General features: G+C 60.2%; 15 protein-coding genes and 1 riboswitch. Of the genes, 7 read left to right on the top strand and 8 right to left on the bottom strand.

All coding sequences use genetic code 11. From position 1 onward, the window contains the following. Positions 1-6: 6 nt before the first annotated feature. The 7 genes from cobC to yihA form a co-directional block, all read right to left on the bottom strand. Complete coding sequence (cobC, locus tag DTF_RS0119525) at positions 7-606, bottom strand: alpha-ribazole phosphatase (RefSeq protein WP_027716682.1); 600 nt, start codon at positions 604-606, stop codon at positions 7-9. Between the two features lie 162 nt (positions 607-768). Continuing rightward, entirely contained in the window at positions 769-1,518 is a 750-nt protein-coding gene (gene cobS, locus DTF_RS0119520) for an adenosylcobinamide-GDP ribazoletransferase (RefSeq protein ID WP_027716681.1), read from the bottom strand. After that, the gene (gene cobT, locus DTF_RS0119515) at positions 1,515-2,576 is read right to left on the bottom strand and encodes a nicotinate-nucleotide--dimethylbenzimidazole phosphoribosyltransferase (RefSeq protein WP_027716680.1); all 1,062 of its coding nucleotides are present in this window, start codon (positions 2,574-2,576) and stop codon (positions 1,515-1,517) included. The genes cobS and cobT overlap by 4 nt, the downstream gene beginning before the upstream one ends. 139 nt (positions 2,577-2,715) lie before the next feature. Further along, positions 2,716-3,237 (bottom strand): bifunctional adenosylcobinamide kinase/adenosylcobinamide-phosphate guanylyltransferase, encoded by a 522-nt coding sequence (gene cobU, locus DTF_RS0119510; RefSeq protein ID WP_027716679.1) that lies wholly within the window; start codon positions 3,235-3,237, stop codon positions 2,716-2,718. Further along, complete coding sequence (locus DTF_RS0119505) at positions 3,238-3,759, bottom strand: cob(I)yrinic acid a,c-diamide adenosyltransferase (protein ID WP_027716678.1); 522 nt, start codon at positions 3,757-3,759, stop codon at positions 3,238-3,240. A gap of 85 nt (positions 3,760-3,844) precedes the next feature. Beyond that, a riboswitch (cobalamin riboswitch) is annotated at positions 3,845-4,047 on the bottom strand. Between the two features lie 96 nt (positions 4,048-4,143). Then, positions 4,144-5,025: a DNA ligase gene (locus DTF_RS0119500; protein WP_081703111.1), complete on the bottom strand. Its 882-nt coding sequence runs from the start codon at positions 5,023-5,025 to the stop codon at positions 4,144-4,146. Positions 5,026-5,073: 48 nt separating this feature from the next. Beyond that, positions 5,074-5,682, bottom strand: coding sequence for a ribosome biogenesis GTP-binding protein YihA/YsxC (gene yihA / locus DTF_RS0119495; protein WP_027716676.1), 609 nt, complete (start codon positions 5,680-5,682; stop codon positions 5,074-5,076). A 172-nt stretch (positions 5,683-5,854) separates the two neighbouring features. Here yihA and DTF_RS0119490 point away from each other — a divergent pair, with 172 nt between their 5' ends. Further along, positions 5,855-6,370, top strand: a complete 516-nt coding sequence (locus tag DTF_RS0119490) for a ferritin (protein WP_027716675.1) — start codon at positions 5,855-5,857, stop codon at positions 6,368-6,370. 868 nt (positions 6,371-7,238) lie between these two features. Here DTF_RS0119490 and ettA read toward each other — a convergent pair. Then, positions 7,239-8,912, bottom strand: coding sequence for an energy-dependent translational throttle protein EttA (gene ettA / locus DTF_RS0119485; protein WP_027716674.1), 1,674 nt, complete (start codon positions 8,910-8,912; stop codon positions 7,239-7,241). A 436-nt stretch (positions 8,913-9,348) separates the two neighbouring features. Between ettA and DTF_RS0119475 the strand changes: the two genes are divergently transcribed. The 6 genes from DTF_RS0119475 to nrfD all read left to right on the top strand — a co-directional run. Then, on the top strand, positions 9,349-10,395 hold the full coding sequence (locus DTF_RS0119475; RefSeq protein ID WP_027716673.1) for a radical SAM protein: 1,047 nt from the start codon (positions 9,349-9,351) through the stop codon (positions 10,393-10,395). A 389-nt stretch (positions 10,396-10,784) separates the two neighbouring features. Next, a complete protein-coding gene (locus DTF_RS0119470) occupies positions 10,785-11,105 on the top strand; it encodes a cytochrome c (protein WP_051361497.1) in 321 nt (106 codons plus the stop codon). A 78-nt stretch (positions 11,106-11,183) separates the two neighbouring features. Beyond that, entirely contained in the window at positions 11,184-12,896 is a 1,713-nt protein-coding gene (locus DTF_RS0119465) for a DUF3373 domain-containing protein (RefSeq protein WP_027716671.1), read from the top strand. A 97-nt stretch (positions 12,897-12,993) separates the two neighbouring features. Continuing rightward, positions 12,994-15,195, top strand: coding sequence for a molybdopterin-dependent oxidoreductase (locus tag DTF_RS0119460; protein WP_027716670.1), 2,202 nt, complete (start codon positions 12,994-12,996; stop codon positions 15,193-15,195). Positions 15,196-15,224: 29 nt separating this feature from the next. Further along, a complete protein-coding gene (locus DTF_RS0119455; protein WP_027716669.1) occupies positions 15,225-15,782 on the top strand; it encodes a 4Fe-4S dicluster domain-containing protein in 558 nt (185 codons plus the stop codon). A gap of 11 nt (positions 15,783-15,793) precedes the next feature. Continuing rightward, on the top strand, positions 15,794-16,876 hold a 1,083-nt coding region (gene nrfD, locus DTF_RS24685; RefSeq protein ID WP_035058336.1), incomplete at its 3' end, for an NrfD/PsrC family molybdoenzyme membrane anchor subunit.

The raw sequence follows: 16,876 nt of genomic DNA, 5'->3' as shown, positions 1-16,876 counted from the left end.
CCGGATTCACCCATTCAACAGCTTCACCACGGCGATGCCGTCGGGGTAGCAGTCGATGATGTTGAGGCAGCCGAAATCCTGTTCGATGTGAAAGAGCCTGTCCAGGGGCGCGCCGATGGCCCCGAGGAGGATGGTCCGGTTGACTCCGCCATGTCCCACGACCAGGACGTCCTCCCCCGGATGTGCGGCCACGATCTCCCCTATCGCCCCGCGCACCCGTTCGGCCATCTCGAGAAGGGTCTCGCCTCCGGGAACCCGGTAATGCACGATGTCGTCGAGCCGGGCCTGCCACTCCTCGGGATAGATCGCCTGGAGCTCCTTCCAGGTCCTTCCCTCCCAGTCGCCGATATGCAGCTCGCGCAACTCCTTCCGCAAGACCGGATCCAGCTCGTGCGGAACGGCCAGCATCCGGGCCCCCTCCGCACAGCGGGAGAGGTCGCTGCTGTACACGGCCTTTAAATTCTTGCTCTTGAGGCGAAGCTGCAGCAGACCGTACTGGGCATGGCCCTCGGAAGTCAGAGGGACATCGCCCTGGCCGTTGTAGCGTTTTTCATCGTGTCCGGCCACCTGGCCGTGACGGACGAGGTAGATCCGGGTCCGGGTCATATAAACTCCTTTCCGGCTCGCATTAGACAAATGGTCCCAGGCTGATCAAAAATGTCCAGATGCAAGGCGGACGAAATACTTCGGAAAAAGGCGTACCTGGAAGGTACGTCGTTGACGAAGGATGAGGACAGCGCAGCAGATGGGCGTTTTTCATCAGCCTCCTCAGTAGATCGCCAGCACCAGTAACAGCGTAAACACTTCGATCAGCTCCGTGGACGCCCCCAGCACGTCCCCCGTCACCCCGCCGAGGCGGATTTCGAAATAGCGGATCAGAGCCATGACCGCCAATCCCAGAAGAAAAATCAGGAAAAAGCCCTTCATCCCGAAGAGCACGATGGCGGCCAGCAGCAGCGTCCCGGTGGCGATGAGGGCTTCACGCTCCCCTACATGTTCGACGAAGGCGCTGCCGGTCCCTCCCTCGCTTCTGACATAGCGGCAGAAGGAGGCCAGCACCACCTGCACCCAGCGTCCGGCGGCGGGTGCGAAGATGAGCGCCCCCGACTTCATGTCCAGCGGAGTGTTGTAGAGTGAAAGATATTTGAGAAGCAGGACCATTACCAATCCCACCACCCCCATGGCTCCGACCCGGCTGTCCTTCATGATGCGGAGAACAGATGCCTTATCCTTGCCGCCGGCGAGCCCGTCGATGAGATCGGCGATGCCGTCCAGATGGAGGGCGCCGGTGAGAGCGATGAGGATCAGAATCAGGAGGCAGTCGAGAACCGCCCGGGGAATGAGGGGGGTCAGAACCCAGTTCAGAACCACCAGGGCGAGACCCAGGACCAGTCCCACCGCCGGGAAAAAAGCCATGCTCCGGCCCAGCCGCGGCGGCTCCATGGAGAGTTCCCGGGCGACCGGCAGAACGGTGAGAAAGGCGCCGGCGATACGGAAATCTTCCCACTCCTGTCTCATTTTTCACTCCCCTTGGCGACTCCCGCCTCGTAGAACGTCTTCACCTCGCGCAGAGCCCGCAATGAAGCCTCGACAAGCCCCATGGCCAGGGCGCCGCCGGTTCCTTCCCCGAGCCGCATGTCCAGATCGAGCATGGGGCGCTGCCCGATTCGCTCGAGCATGTGGCGGTGGCCGATCTCTACGGACTGGTGCGCGGCAAAGATGTAGTCGCGGACGTGGCCATGGAGTTCCGAGGCGATCAGGGCCCCGGCGGTGGAGATGAAGCCGTCCACGATGACCGGGATGCCCATGGCGGCACAGCCGATGACCAGTCCGGCAATCCCGCCGATTTCGAATCCTCCCACCTTGGCGAGCACGTCCACCGGATCTCCCGGATCGGGCGTGTTCACCTGCAGCCCCTGCTCGATCACCCGGATCTTGTGGGCCAGCGTGGCGTCATCGATCCCCGTCCCCCGATGGGTCACCTGGGCGGCGGTAAGACCGGTGAACACGGCGGCGATTGCCGAGGAGGGTGTGGTGTTGCCGATCCCCATGTCGCCGGTGGCCACCAGTTCGACTCCGGCCTCCCGGCAGGAGACCGCCAGATCGATCCCGGTCTCGAGGCAGCGGATGGCGTCCTCGCGGCTCATGGCGGGCCCCCGGGTAAAATTGGCTGTTCCCCTGCCGACCTTTTTGAGGAGCAGCCCGTCCATCGGCTGGAAGTCGTAATCGACCCCCATATCGACCACGATCACATCGGCCCCCGCATGGCGGGCGAGAGCGTTGATCGCCGCCCCTCCTTCAATGAAGTTGAGAACCATCTGGGGAGTGACCTCTTTCGGGAATGCGCTCACTCCCTCTTCCACCACGCCATGATCGCCGGCAAAGGTGAGGACCACCTTTTTCCCCACCTCCTCGCGACCGGTTATGGCCACATAGCGCCGCGCGAACTCCTCCAGCCTCCCCAGCGAACCCTTCGGCTTGGCCTGCCGGTCGATGCGAGCCTGGATCTCCGCCATCCTCTCCGGATTTACGGCTTTGATACGGTCGAGTGCACTCTGCAGATCGATGGGAGTCATGGGAACCTCTTGCAATTAATATAAAGGTAAGGGCACAAGAAAAATCGTTACTCACGCGAAGGCGCGAAGAAATCTATTCCATTTTTGAATCTTCGCGTTCTTCGCGGCTTCGCGTGAAAATTCAACAAATTCGGTTTCCCTATTTGAGCTTCACCGGCAGGCCGGAAACAACCAGCCACGCCTCGTCGGCAGCCGCGGCCAGGCGCTGATTGACCTCCCCCGCGAGATCGCGAAAAAGACGGGCCAGCCGGTTTTCCGGAACGATCCCCAAGCCGAGTTCGTTGGAGACTATGAACAGGGGCGCCTCGATCTCCGGCAGTCGGGCGATGAACCGTTCCACCTCCGCCAGCACCCGCTCCCTGCTCTCCTCGTGATGGAAGAGAAGGTTGGTCAGCCACAGCGTCATGCAGTCGAGAAGAACCCCACCCACCCCCTCCGTCGCCGCCGGCAGCCGCTCGGACAACTCCAGGGGCTCTTCAAGGGTGCGCCAGCGCTCCCCGCGGACCCGGCGGTGCATTTCCACCCGCTGCGCCATCTCGGCGTCATGGATACCGGCGGTGGCGACGTACAGGAGCTCTCCCGGGCACCGCTCCGCGAGAGACTGGGCAAAGCCGCTCTTCCCCGAACGGGCGCCGCCGGTGATGTAGGTCAGATGCGCCATCTAATAATCTATTCCTTTGCGCGCGGGGATTCCCGTCTGCATCGGATGCTTCACCGCCGCCATGACGGTCACCAGATCGGCCCGCGCCAGGAGGGCGTCCGGTGCATTGCGACCGGTGAAAACCAGTTCGACGCCGTCGGGACGCTCTTCCATCAGGCCGAAAACCTCCGCCAGGGGAAGATACTCCCGGTGCAGGACGTTGTTGATTTCATCAAGGATGACCAGGTCATACTCACCGCCGGCAGCCTTCGATCGGGCCAGATGGAAGGTCGTCGCGACGCTCGCCGCCACCTTCTCCCGGTCCGGAGAGGACCCGATGATGCCGACTCCGGAGGTCAGGATCTCCAGCCCCCGGGTGCCCTCGAGAAAAGAGATCTCACCGCTGGGCGGCTCGGCAGGCTTGAGAAAGCGGACAAGAAGAACCCGCAGTCCTTGTCCCAGGGCGCGGACCGCCAGGCCGACCGCGGCGGTGGTCTTCCCCTTGCCGTTTCCCGTATAGACCTGAATGAGCCCCTGCGCCATCTGTGCTCCTGCAACGAAAAAGCCCCGAGATCCGGCGGGATTCGGGGCGGTAGATAATGAGTCTGCCGAAACCTCTCCCGCGAAAGGCTCCTCATTCCATCCGGGCAGGTCTCCTGGCTTGTGGTTCATCCTATTCACCGGGCCTTCCCGTCTCGATGAGACAGTGGCATCATGTCCGGTTTTCGTCACCACACACAGTTGCGGGGCAGCGAGGGATTCTCACCCTCTTCCCTATTCTCCCTCCTTCGCCTCATGGCTAGGGCGGGCACCTGGATGTTTTATTGTTCGATCTTTGTAGCAGAGGGAGAAAGAGGTGTCAATGGAATAAGCCGGCAGGAACAAAGCCGGAGGAGGTCGGTGTTTCCCCGACGCGAAGTGTTCGGGTCAGAGTTCACGGTCCCGCCGGATGCGCATGTAGGATGGAAATTTGGGAATCCCGGACTGGTATTTCCCGTAGAACTTGAAGGTCACGACGGCGCCGACCGGCGGGGGCGATTCCCGTTCGGCGTCACTGAAACCACCACCGATCCTGAATTGAGTGCCATCGTCCAGTTCCACCAGAAGGGAGCCGAGTCGTCCCCGGTTCCTCCCTCTGCCCGGCAGATGCGCCACCACCGTCGCCTCGGCGTCCTGATAGTTTTTCACCTTCAGAATCTCCGAGCTGCGCCCGCCGGCGTAGAGGGCATCCGGCTTGCGAACGATCAACCCTTCACCGCCGAGATTTTCGATCCTCTGCAACTCCTGTTGCAACCGGGCCTGATCCAGGACCGGGATCTGCGGGATGACGAAAGCGTAAGGGGATGGGTGGGCTGCAAACCAGTCGCTGGCTTGGGCCAGTCGTCCGGTAAAGCCGCCGGGGGCCTGCGGAACATCGAAGATGGCGAACCTGAGCTGCAGCCAGCCGTCATGAGGCTGCCTCGTATTGACGATCGCAACGGTCTGCTCAAAACTGCCTCGCCCGCCCCAGAGCTCCCCCTCCAGTGGAAATGGCGGCAGATCTCGAATAAATGCAGCCGGCGGATTAAAGACGCGGCCGTTTTTGGACAGCAATTGCCTGCCGTCCCAGGTACCGCGCACCCCGTCAAGCTTTTCGCTCATCAACCAGCCGGAAACAGGAACCTGCCTCGCATAAACCTGCGGCAGCATCAGCTCCGCTGCAGCGGCATGAACGGCCGGCAGCATCAGTCCGCTGCTCAACAGCAGAGTGATGATGAGCAGACTTATGGGCGGTGACCCCGTTCGCCCTCCCCAACCGGTAGATGACATGCATCCCCTCCGACAATACTCTCGATGCGGACTTTGCAATCCGCAGGCCTACTCCAGCATGCCCTCACCTTGCCCGAACCGCAGCCCCTCCTCAATCCGCTCCCATATCTCATCCTTTCCCTCCCGCGTGGTGGCGGAAAAAAGCGTGAAGGCGTCGCGGGGCAGACCGGTAGCTTCCAGGATCGGTTTGATCTGCTTCTCCCGATGACCTCTGCCGATCTTGTCCGCCTTGGTGATGACCGGGATGGTGGGGATCTCGAACTCTTCCAGCCAGTCGAGCAGCTGCAGATCCTCCTCGCGGGGAACCCGGCGGATGTCGAAGAGAAGGACCACCGCGCGCAGACTGGTCCGGCTCTCCAGAAAGGTGCGGACCATCGGCCCCCATTCTTTTTTTACCGCCAGGGGCACTTTGGCGAACCCGTAGCCGGGGAGATCGACCAGGGAAAAGGCGTCGTTGATAATGAAGAAGTTGAGAAGCTGGGTGCGTCCGGGCGTGGACGATGTCCGCACCAGGCCTCTGCGGTTCACCAGCACGTTGATCAGCGAGCTCTTTCCCACGTTGCTGCGCCCGGCAAAAGCCACTTCGGGCAGTTCGGCCGGGGGATAATTGGCGGGCCGGGTGGCGCTCTTGTCAAATACGGCCGAATGGATGATCACGTCAGACTCCGATGTGAGGAAAAAAGGGCGCAAGGTGCGGCGAGCGACAGCTTAACCCACCCTGGCTATCGATTGCAATGCCGGCTGGGAAAACTGGACATCTGTGACCAATGTAGTAGTATATTAAAAGTTGTATCATTCATCATTATTGCTGGAACCACAAGGAGGACACATGCTCAGCGGGAAACTCCAGGACGCGCTTAACGAACAGATGAAAAACGAATTTTTCTCGGCCTATCTGTACATGGCCATGGCCGGCTATTTTCAGTCCGAGGATTTGCCCGGGATGGCAAGCTGGATGAGGATTCAGGCCCTCGAGGAAATGATCCACGGCGAACGATTCTTCAATTTTCTATGCGATGCCGCCGGCAGGACAGAACTGCGCCCCATAGAGGGCCCAAAAAACGCGTTCAGCTCGCCCCTTGAGGTTTTCGAGTTCGGGCTGGAGCACGAAAAATTCGTCACCAGCCGCATCGGACAGCTCATGGACCTGGCCCGGGAAGAGCGAAACCATGCGGCGGAAGTCATGCTGAACTGGTTCGTGACCGAGCAGGTTGAGGAAGAATCCAGCTTTTCACTGATCATCCGAAAACTGAAGAGGGTCGAGGGAGACGGCCGCGGGCTGCTGATGGTCGACCAGGAACTGGGGCAACGCACTTTCGTGCCTCCGGCACCGGGGGGAGCCTGACTCAGGCGCATATACGAGGTGATAAAAAACGAGGGGCGGTCGATTGGCCGCCCCTGTTTTAAACCAGAGTTGTCCTAATCCACCGGTGGGCAACCCAACACCTTGACGATTTGCAACCGGACGGCATAAACTGAATCCGGGGACTATGCTAAAATGAAATTGAAGAAAGAGTTCTTTGAGATTCTGGGTTGCACGATGTCGCTCGGCGTTACGTTCGCCAGCGCTTTACGATCGATATATTGCCCTCGGCGAAGCCGCCGTTGTGCGAGCCCGCCGCTGAGCGGGAGGCCTGAAGAGGCTTTTTAGGGGACGGATTTATACCTCAGGACGAGTAATCAATGGGCGAGTCGGCATCCCGGAGTTGCACCCCTTTCACCACGAAGCGACCTGTGCTATTATGAAATTGAAAGAAGGGTTGGTTCTTTGACAATTTAGGAGATGCGGAACTTTCTAAGACGTGAAAAGTCGAGTGAAAGCCGGCAAAGATCGTCAGGAGCTGATCACAGAGATCCTGCTGCCATCCGGAAAAGCGGAGGGAGGAGGGTGATCGCCCAAGGAAAGGCCGTATCTCTGAAAAATGAGTGTTGGTGATTACGCGGCCTCACGACTGAAGCCGTGTCATCCCATCCGCCAGGGCGTAATACCCCGGGAAAAAGGCGATGGTCTGAAAGGTTCAATACCAATCAGGTCCGGCAAGGAGCTGGTGTGGTACAGCCCAGTAGGATCTGAACCGACGGATTGGAGAAAAGCGGGCCGTGGTAACGCCAACACTTCATTCATTTTGAAAAAAAGAGCCCCATCCGCCTGGATGGGGCTCTTTTTTTATTGCAGGAAGGTAAGTTTCCGACCCGTTCCCGGGTCGGAAACACTAACGCGTCAGCTGCCGGTACTTGATCCGATGCGGCCGGTCGGCCTCGGCGCCGAGACGCTTCCTGCGGTCCTCCTCATACTCCGAGTAGTTCCCTTCGAAGAAGGTCACCTGGCTGTCGCCCTCGAAAGCGAGAATATGGGTGGCGATCCGGTCCAGGAACCAGCGGTCGTGGCTGATCACCACGGCGCATCCGCCGAAGTTCTCCAGCGCCTCCTCCAGGGCCCGCATGGTGTTGACGTCGAGATCGTTCGTCGGTTCGTCGAGAAGGATGACGTTGGCCCCTTCCTTGAGCATCTTGGCCAGATGCACCCGGTTGCGTTGACCGCCGGAGAGGGCCCCAACCTTCTTCTGCTGCTCACTGCCGGAGAAGTTGAACCGTGCCACATAGGCGCGGGAGTTGATCAGATGCTTGCCCAGTTCGATCTGCTCCTGACCGCCGGTGATCTCCTCCCAGATGCTCTTGTCCCCATTGAGCTCGCGGCTCTGGTCGACATAGGCGAGCTTGACCGTGTCGCCGAGGCGGATCGCCCCGCCGTCGGGCTGCTCCTGACCGGTGATCATCCTGAAGAGGGTCGTCTTGCCGGCGCCGTTGGGCCCCACGACTCCGACGATGCCGCCGGGAGGCAGGGAAAAAGCCATGTTCTCCACCAGCAGCCGGTCGCCATAGGCCTTGTCGACGCCGTCGGCCTCGATGACCACGTTCCCCAGACGAGGCCCGGGGGGGATGTACAGCTCCAGCTCCCGCTCGCTTTTTTCCGCCTCCTGGGCAAGGAGCTTCTCGTAGGCGCTGATGCGGGCCTGGCTCTTGGCGTGGCGTCCCTTGGGACTCATGCGGATCCACTCGAGTTCCCGCTCCAGAGTCTTCTGCCGGGCGCCTTCGGCCTTCTCCTCCCGCCGCAGACGCTCCTGCTTCTGCTCCAGCCAGGAGGAGTAGTTCCCTTTCCAGGGAATCCCTTCGCCGCGGTCGAGCTCGAGGATCCAGCCGGCCACGTTGTCGAGAAAGTAGCGGTCGTGGGTGACGGCAATGATCGTTCCCGGATAGCGCTGCAGGTGATGTTCGAGCCAGGCGACGCTTTCGGCATCGAGATGGTTGGTCGGCTCGTCGAGAAGCAGGATGTCCGGTTTCTGCAGCAGCAGCCGGCAAAGGGCCACGCGCCGTCGCTCGCCGCCGGAGAGGACATCGACCTTCGCTTCGCCGGGGGGGCAGCGCAGGGCGTCCATCGCCATCTCCAGACGGCTGTCCAGGTCCCAGGCGTCGAGAGCATCGAGCTTCTCCTGCACCTGGGCCTGCCGGTCGCAAAGAGCCTCCATATCCGCATCCGGGTCGGCAAAGGCGGTGTTGATCTCCTCGAACTCCTTGAGCAGGTCGACCGTCTCCTGCACCCCCTCTTCGACCACCTCGCGAACCGTCTTGTTCACGTTGACCAGCGGCTCCTGTTCCAGATAGCCGACGGTGTAACCGGGAGAGAGAACAGCCTGGCCGTTGAACTCCTTGTCCACGCCGGCGAGAATGCGCAGCAGTGAACTCTTGCCGCTTCCGTTGAGGCCGAGAACGCCGATCTTGGCGCCGTAGAAATAGGAAAGGGAGATATCCTTGAGGACCGGTTTTTTGTCGTAGAACTTGGACACCCTCATCATGGTGTAAATGATCTTATTGCCTTCGTTGCTCATCGCTTACTGCGACCTCCTGTTCTTTTTTGGGGAACATCCTGTGTCCCATCAGACGGTTATACTAGCGTTTTTCAGCCTCTACCGCCAGTGAAAACGGCGCCCTCTCCTTGACATCATTCCGGCCGGCTATACACTCGACCATAGACGATGTCGATCATTTTTCATTCTGGTATCGGCATCTCTAATGTGCACGAAGGGAGGTGAGAAGGGATGAAGAAGACGTTGAGCGAAAAGGCGCTGCAGCAGGAGGCCGCCTTCTGGGACGCCCTGAAGAAGGCCGCCAAGGAAAATACCGGGAAATCCTGCCGCAAGTGAAACAGCTGAAAAAGCGGAAGCTGAAGCTGCCGGTCGGCGGCCAAAAAAACAGGCAGACAGGGAAAAGTATCGGTCGCGGTGCGGATCCCTGTCTGTTTTTACGAGCTAAGCGGGAAATTGCATGTCCATAAGCAACAATTTCGATTTCTTTATCCAGTGGCACCTCACCGAACGCTGCAATCTCGCCTGCCGGCACTGCTATCAGTCCGGTGGGAACCGGAGCGAACCGACCCTGCCCGAGATCAGAGCCGTCGTCGACGAATTCGCCGATATGCTGGAGGCCTGGAGCAAAGCCTACGGCGTAAGCTTTTCGCCCGCCTTTAATCTCACCGGGGGTGAACCGCTGCTGCGAAGCGATCTGGATCCGATTGTCGAACTCATCGGCGAGACGGGGGCCTCCATTTATATTCTCAGCAACGGCACTCTGATCGACAGGGGGCGGGCTCAGCGTATGGCCGCCCTCGGAGTAAAGGGAGTGCAGGTCAGCTTCGAGGGACCGCAGGACATTCACGATGTCATCCGAGGGGCGGGTAGCTGGCTTGCCGCCCGTTCCGGCGTGGAAAATCTGATCGATGGGGGCATTCCCGTCACCCTGAATGTCACCCTGTCGCGCCTCAATGCCGGCAGGATGGCGGAGATGGTTTCACTGGCGGCGGAACTCGGAGCGCAGCGGCTAGGCTTTTCCAGACTCGTCCCTGTCGGCCGGGGATTGGAACTGGCCGAGGCAATGCTGACCCCGGACGAAGTCCGAAATCTCTATGCAGAGCTTCTTGCCGTCGACATTCCCGGCCTGGAAATCGTGACCGGCGATCCTGTGGCCACACAGATGCATGCCCCTTCACCGGCGAGGAGGGGTGAGACTCCCCTGGGAGGCTGCGCCGCAGGCGTCTCCGGTCTGACTCTCCTCCCGGATGGTACCATTCTCCCCTGCCGCCGCCTGGAAATCCCCCTGGGCAACATCCGCTCCGATTCGCTGCGGGAGGTGTGGGCCACCTCCGAGGTTCTGGCCTCCCTGAGAGATCAGAGCCTGTATCAGGACCGATGCGGCGCCTGCGACCGATGGTCCGGCTGCCGCGGGTGCCGCGCCATTGCGTGGGCCTGGACTCGGGCCCGTGGAGGTGAAGGCTGCCTGGCCTCCGACCCCCAGTGTTTTATCGAACAGGCCTGAAATGACCACTTCCGTGAAATAACTGCATCCGATCTGGTATTTTGCCTCAAATCCCACCTCATTGGCGTATCAGCCTTCGCCCGAAACCCCCAGAAAACCCTTGATTTGTTTTATTTTGCGTCATTTCGCCGAGCCCCTTCAGTGTATAGACTATTTCTGATATTTAATTACATCTATTTTGAGATCAATTTTCTTCTAATGAAATTTCCAACATCCTGATTTCTAAACCACTCCACCTCGGGTCATCCCTTTTGGCATAGATTTCGTAATATGAATATCCATATCGTTGACTATTTACATAGTCGTCTATCGGCTTAAAGGCATATCAAGGGCAAAAAATCGGAGCGCACACTGCGCCGTAACGTCAACTCGATTATGGAGGTAGCACCATGAAACGTATGACCGGAATCATCCTCACCCTGATCCTGCTCGCACTCTGCACCAGCTTTGCCCTGGCGGCAGAAGGCGGCAATCCCAAGAAAGGAAAGTACCTGTACAAAAAAAATTGCAAGTCCTGCCACGCCGCCGGCGCCGAAGGGGGTGAATTGACTCCTCTCTCCAAGACCCAGGCCCAATGGGATCGTTTTTTCGAAAAAAAGGGCCAGGCTTGCCAGGGGCACGCAAAAATTTCCGAAAAGGACGTAAAGGATGTTCAGCAGTTTCTTTTCGATCACGCCGCCGATTCCGATCAGCCGGAAACCTGCGGTTAAAGGCACCGGTTTCGCTGGCCGGCCCGCCCCGACGCCGGGGCGGGCCGGCTTATAACATTTTCTCAGGAGGCAGAATTCATGCGTAAATTACTTATTCTTCTGATTGCGGCTCTGCTCGCCGTCCCCTCCGTCGCCATGGCGGCCGAGAGCGTCGATGAGCTGCAGAGGAAAATCCAGGAGATGACCCTGGAACTCAACGAACTCAGCAAGCGCGTCGACAAGACGGAGCGGCACACAGCCCTCGACCGCATCAGCTGGTACGGCGATCTGCGGGTGAAGGCCGACACTCTTCATTACAAGGACGTCACCCGATCCCAGGGTGTCTTCTTCGACTTCGCCGACTTCGGCGCCCGGGCCATGGGTGGGGAATTCGGCGACCCCGGCGACCCGGCCTCCCCCATCGCAAAATTCGTGACCGCCTTCCCGCAGCAGGCGAACACGTTCTTCACGGGAGGCTATGCCCCCCAGGACTTTTTCATCATCGCCGCCCCTGAAAAATCCGACATCAACAACGACATTCTGTATACCACCCGGCTGCGCCTGGGCATGAAAGCCAAAGTATGGGAGAATGTGAATTTCTCAGGCCGCCTCTCCATGTACAAGAACTGGGGTGACTCCACCGGCTCCAAGGTCTTCGACTCCTGGAACTCCTTCACCATGGACGGCACCAACGGCGGCAACACCACCGGCGACTGGGTGCGGGTCGAGCGGGCCTACTTCGACTGGAAGGATATCGGCGGCAGCAACTTCTATCTCTCCATCGGACGCCGCCCTTCCACCTACGGCCCTCCCAGCCAGTACCGCGAAAATGAGATGCGCGGCGGCACCCCCTCCGGCCACCTGGTGCACTTCAATTTCGACGGCATCACCATCGGCTACAAGCTCGGCAAGCACACCGGAGTCGAGGGGCAGGTGGTGCGCTTCTGCTACGGCCAGGGCTTCGAGTCCGAGTGGGGGAACGGCGAACTCTTCAACGAGATCGACACCGACGACGTCCATCTGGGCGGATTCAATATCGACGCCATCAATGACGGCACCAACTTCCTGCAGTTCACCCTCTTCCGGGCCGAGGACGTGACGGACGGCTTCAAGGGGGTCATCGCCTTCCCCAGCCAGTTCGCCCAGCAGCTGGCCCCGACCATGTGGCAGGATCTGCAGAACTTCCCCAACTTCAACTTCGTCACCCGCGTCCAGCCGAGCACGAACATCGGCGACATCATGCTGGGCGGCGTCGGCTTCACCCGCGAGGAGATGAACGGCGTCAACTGGTTCGCCTCCCTCGGCTGGACCCGCACCGATCCCAACGGCAAGGCCGGCATGTTCGGAGGCCTCCTCTCCGATCCCGTCTACCAGGCGGCCCTGGTCCCCGATCCCGCCGGAGGCGAGATGATCATGCCGATGGTGACCGCCACCCCTTCGAGCAACGACGAAGAGGACGGCTACTCGGTCTACGTGGGCGTCCAGGTGCCGGCGCCGCTGGGCAAGTTCGGCCTGGAATACAACTACGGCTCCAGGTACTGGACCCCCTTCACCCAGGCTCAGGACGACGTGGTCGGCAGCAAGCTGGCCACCCGCGGCCATGCAGGCGAGGCCTATTACATCTTCGACATCAATCCGAACATGTTCATCAAGGTCGGCGCAATCTACTACGACTACAAGTACACCGGCAGCGGCTCTCCCGTCGGCGCTCCGGTCAAGATCGAGGACGTCCAGGACGGCACGGCGGCTTCCATCCTGCCGGCGGTCGACGAGGTCTGGGACGGCTATGCCTCTCTGACCGTCAAGTTTTAAAATTCCACCCGGGGAGAGGCATTCCGCCTCTCCCCCCTTCAAGCAGAAACACATATGATAATTCAGATTATTAGAACGATTTTCAAAGGAGACTGACGTGTCACGTCTGAGCGAAAAAAAACTGAGCCGCCGCCGCTTTCTCGGGCTCTCTTCCTGCGCCCTGGCCGCGGCGACCGTCGGCTCGCAGGTCAAGGTGCTGAAGGCGCTGGCCAGGACGGGCGATGTGGATGAACTCACCGCCGGGCCCGGTCAGGACGTCTTTACGAGCTGCGGCATGTGCGTGAACAAGTGCGGGGTGATCGCCCGGGTGCGCAACGGGGTCATCCACAAGCTCGACCCCAATCCCAACTTCATCAAGAGCCGCGGAATGCTCTGCGCCCGGGGCAACGCCGGAGTCAAGGTGGTCTACGATCCGGACCGTCTCAAGTACCCCCTGATCCGGGTCGGCAAACGGGGCGAAGGCAAATGGCGGCGCGCCTCCTGGGACGAGGCGCTGGATCTGGTGGGCAAGAACCTGAACGAACTGGCGGAGAAATACACCCGCGCCGGCACCATGTTCGCTTCCACCGAGGGAACCTTTTCCGAACACTTCTTCCTGCAGCTGGCCGAGTGCTACGGCTCGCCGAACACGGTGCGCCACCCTTCGCTGTGCCTGGCTTCCAACATCCAGGGGTTCGGGGCGACCTTCGGCACCAGCCCCACTCCGGATGTCTTCAACGCCGACTACATCATCATGAGCGGCGCGAACCGCAGCGAAGCCCTCATCACCCCCGACTCCGTCGACATGCTCAAGGGCGAAGGCGGTCGGCGCAAGCTGGTTTATCTCGATCCGCGCTTCACCAAGACCGCCGCCAAGGCCGACGAGTGGTTCCCGATCAAGCCCGGAACCGACATGGCCTTCATCCTGGCCATGACCCACGTGATCGTCAAGGAAGAGCTTTATGCCAAGGGCTTCGTCGAGGAGATGACGGTCGGCTTCGACAACCTTGCACCGCATGTCGAGCCCTATACCCCCGAATGGGCGGCGGACGAGTGCGAGATCCCCGCCGCCGACATCCGCCGCATCGCCCGCGAGTTCGCCGCCGCCGCACCGAAGGCGGTCTACTACCAGGGACGCCGCTCCTCCTTTTTCGCCAACGACACCCAGATGCGCCGGGCCATGGCCATCCTCAACGCCGTGGTCGGCAACTGGGACGTCAAGGGGGGGATGGTTCCCAACAGCTCAATCAAGCTGACCAGCCACGATTACCTCGCTCCCTGGTACGACGATGTCCCCGGCCGGCTGGATAAGGACAGCGCCACCTATCTCTCGGAAAAGGACGGCTCCTGGGTGACCTTCCGCGACCGGGTGCTGGAAGGGAGGCCCTATCCGGTCAAGGGAATGATGATCTACAAGCAGAATGTCGTCTCTTCGGTCCCCAACCGGGCCAAGACCCTCAGGATGATCGAGCAGATGGATTTCATCTGCACCATCGACATCACCATGAGCGACACCGCCTGGTACTCGGACGTCGTTTTGCCGGAAGCCACCTACCTGGAGCGTCAGGACCCCCTTGAATCGCTCGGCGGCATTCTCCCCGTCGTCGCCTTCCGCCAGCCCTGCATCGAGGCGATGTTCGAGAGCAAACCGAACCTGTGGATCATGCAGCAGATCGCCAAACGACTCGGCGAAGAGGTTTACGAGCAGTTCGACTTCACCATCGAGGAGCATATCCACCATCAGGTGAAGCACAATCCCAAAATCCTCGAGGATCTCAAAACGACCGGAGTTTATTACGAAAAGACCGAGCCGACCTACGGCAAGACCCTGGGCAAACGCCTCAAGACCAAGAGCGGCAAGATCGAGATCTACTCGGATAAGTATGCCGAAAACGACCTCGATCCCCTTCCGGTCTACAAGGCGCCGGAGGCAGTCCCCACCCGCAGATACCGTCTGCTGGTCGGCCGCAGCGCCTACTTCACGCATGGTACGACGAACAACAACCCGTACCTTCACGACCTGATGCCGGAGAACACGCTGTGGCTGAATGTTGAGGAGGCCCGCAAAAGGGGGCTCAGAAACGGACAGATGGTGCGAGTGAAGAGCGCCGTAGGACTGGAAACCCTGAAGCTGGAAGTCACGGAGAAGATCCGACCCGACAGCGTCTATATGGCGCACGGCTTCGGCGTACTCTCCAAAGGCCTGACCAAGCTCCACGGCAAGGGAGGCTGTGACGCCGCCCTGATCGAGGAGAAGGTCTGCCCCATCTCCGGCAATGTCGCCATGCACGAGACGTTTGTGGAAATCCTCCCGGCCTGATCGGCCTGGATGTTCAAGGAGTCTTTATCATGAAGAAGAACAAGCGCTACGCCATCGTGCTCGATACCAGAAAGTGTATCGACTGCAAGGCCTGCACGGTAGCCTGCAAAGCCGAGAACGACGTGCCGCTGGGACGGAACAACTACCGCAACTGGGTCGATGACGGCGAACTGCGGGGGGCTTATCCCACTCTTGGCCAGAGCTTCACCCCCAGTCAGTGCCAGCACTGTGGCAATCCGCCCTGCGCCCATGTCTGCCCCACCAGGGCCACCGAGGTCAGCGAGGACGGTATCGTTCACGTGGTCGCCAAAAAATGCATCGGCTGCAAGTATTGCCAGACCGCCTGCCCCTACAACGCCCGCTACTACAACGAGGAGATCGGGGCGGTGGACAAGTGCACCTTCTGCGCCCATCGAGTCTACAACGGGCGCGTCCCGGCCTGCGTCGAGACCTGCCCGACCAAGGTCAGGACCTTCGGAGATATCAATGATCCGCACAGCGAAGTTTCCCGGCTGCTGGCCAGGAATCCTTCACGGGTGCTTAAAAAATCGCAGGGGAGCAAACCCTTCCTGTTCTATCTGATCTAAAGGAGAAAGCCATGTCCTTTTTTAAACATCGCCCGCCCCTGCCGCTGTGGTTCGCCGTTCTCGGCGCCGGGATGCTCGCGGGTCTTCTCGGAGTCGGAGCGGTCCTGCTTCACGGACACGCCGAGGTCTACAACGTGACACGGGAGATCCCCTGGGGAATCCTCATCTCCACCTACGTTTTTCTCGTCGTTTCCAGCACCGGCCTGTGCCTGGTGTCGAGCCTGGGGCACGTCTTCGGCATCAAACATTTCGAGTTCATCGGCAAGCGGGCCATCCTCCTGGCCATCCTTACCCTGCTGTGCGGATTCGGAACCATTGCCATGGAACTCAACCACCCGATCCGCATGGCCCTCTATGCCGTCATCAGCCCCAATTTCACCTCCGCCATCTGGTGGATGGGGACACTCTACGGACTGTACCTCGTCCTGCTGTGCGGCGAGTTCTACTTCCTTATGAAGGGGATGCACAGGGGGGCCTTCACCATGGGGATGCTCGGCTTCATCGCCGCCGTCACCGCCCACTCCAACCTCGGGGCCGTTTTCGGACTTCTCGAAGCCCGTCCTTACTGGCACGGCTCATTTCTCCCCATTTACTTCATCCTGTCGGCCCTGGTCTCCGGCGGGGCGATCGTCAGCATGATCGTCTACTTCAATCACAAGGAGAGCGGCACTCGCATGCCCCAGCGCTACAGCGAGTTCATGGGGACCCTGGGTAAACTGCAGGCGCTTTTTCTGACCATCCTGATCTTCTTCGTCGTCTGGAAGATCATTCCCGGCGTCTACGGCCGTCCGCCGGAGAAATACGAGGCGACCATGGCCGTGCTCAGCGGACCTCTCTCTTTCAACTTCTGGTTCTTCGAGGTGCTGATCGGCATGCTCATCCCGGTCATTCTCCTGCTGAACCGCCGCACCCGTACCCCGCTGGGGGTCATGTACGCCGGCCTCCTCTCCACCTTCGGCATCTTCTTCATGCGCTTCGACCTGGTCATCGCCGGTCAGCTCGTCTCCATGCGCGAAGGGGCCGGAGACCTGGTGAGCGGATTGCTGCAGTACACCCCCTCCCTGGTCGAAGTCGCCATCGTGGTCGGGGCGATT

This window comes from Desulfuromonas sp. TF (assembly GCF_000472285.1).
Taxonomy (GTDB): domain Bacteria; phylum Desulfobacterota; class Desulfuromonadia; order Desulfuromonadales; family ATBO01; genus ATBO01.
This window is presented reverse-complemented; position numbering and strand designations above follow the sequence as displayed.

Excerpts from the sequence above, each read along its gene's own strand:
- cobC (WP_027716682.1), bottom strand. The coding sequence starts at position 606 with ATGACCCGGACCCGGATCTACCTCGTCCGTCACGGCCAGGTGGCCGGA.
- cobS (WP_027716681.1), bottom strand. The coding sequence starts at position 1,518 with ATGAGACAGGAGTGGGAAGATTTCCGTATCGCCGGCGCCTTTCTCACC.
- cobT (WP_027716680.1), bottom strand. The coding sequence starts at position 2,576 with ATGACTCCCATCGATCTGCAGAGTGCACTCGACCGTATCAAAGCCGTA.
- cobU (WP_027716679.1), bottom strand. The coding sequence starts at position 3,237 with ATGGCGCATCTGACCTACATCACCGGCGGCGCCCGTTCGGGGAAGAGC.
- DTF_RS0119505 (WP_027716678.1), bottom strand. The coding sequence starts at position 3,759 with ATGGCGCAGGGGCTCATTCAGGTCTATACGGGAAACGGCAAGGGGAAG.
- DTF_RS0119500 (WP_081703111.1), bottom strand. The coding sequence starts at position 5,025 with ATGTCATCTACCGGTTGGGGAGGGCGAACGGGGTCACCGCCCATAAGT.
- DTF_RS0119490 (WP_027716675.1), top strand. The coding sequence starts at position 5,855 with ATGCTCAGCGGGAAACTCCAGGACGCGCTTAACGAACAGATGAAAAAC.
- ettA (WP_027716674.1), bottom strand. The coding sequence starts at position 8,912 with ATGAGCAACGAAGGCAATAAGATCATTTACACCATGATGAGGGTGTCC.
- DTF_RS0119475 (WP_027716673.1), top strand. The coding sequence starts at position 9,349 with ATGTCCATAAGCAACAATTTCGATTTCTTTATCCAGTGGCACCTCACC.
- DTF_RS0119470 (WP_051361497.1), top strand. The coding sequence starts at position 10,785 with ATGAAACGTATGACCGGAATCATCCTCACCCTGATCCTGCTCGCACTC.
- DTF_RS0119465 (WP_027716671.1), top strand. The coding sequence starts at position 11,184 with ATGCGTAAATTACTTATTCTTCTGATTGCGGCTCTGCTCGCCGTCCCC.
- DTF_RS0119455 (WP_027716669.1), top strand. The coding sequence starts at position 15,225 with ATGAAGAAGAACAAGCGCTACGCCATCGTGCTCGATACCAGAAAGTGT.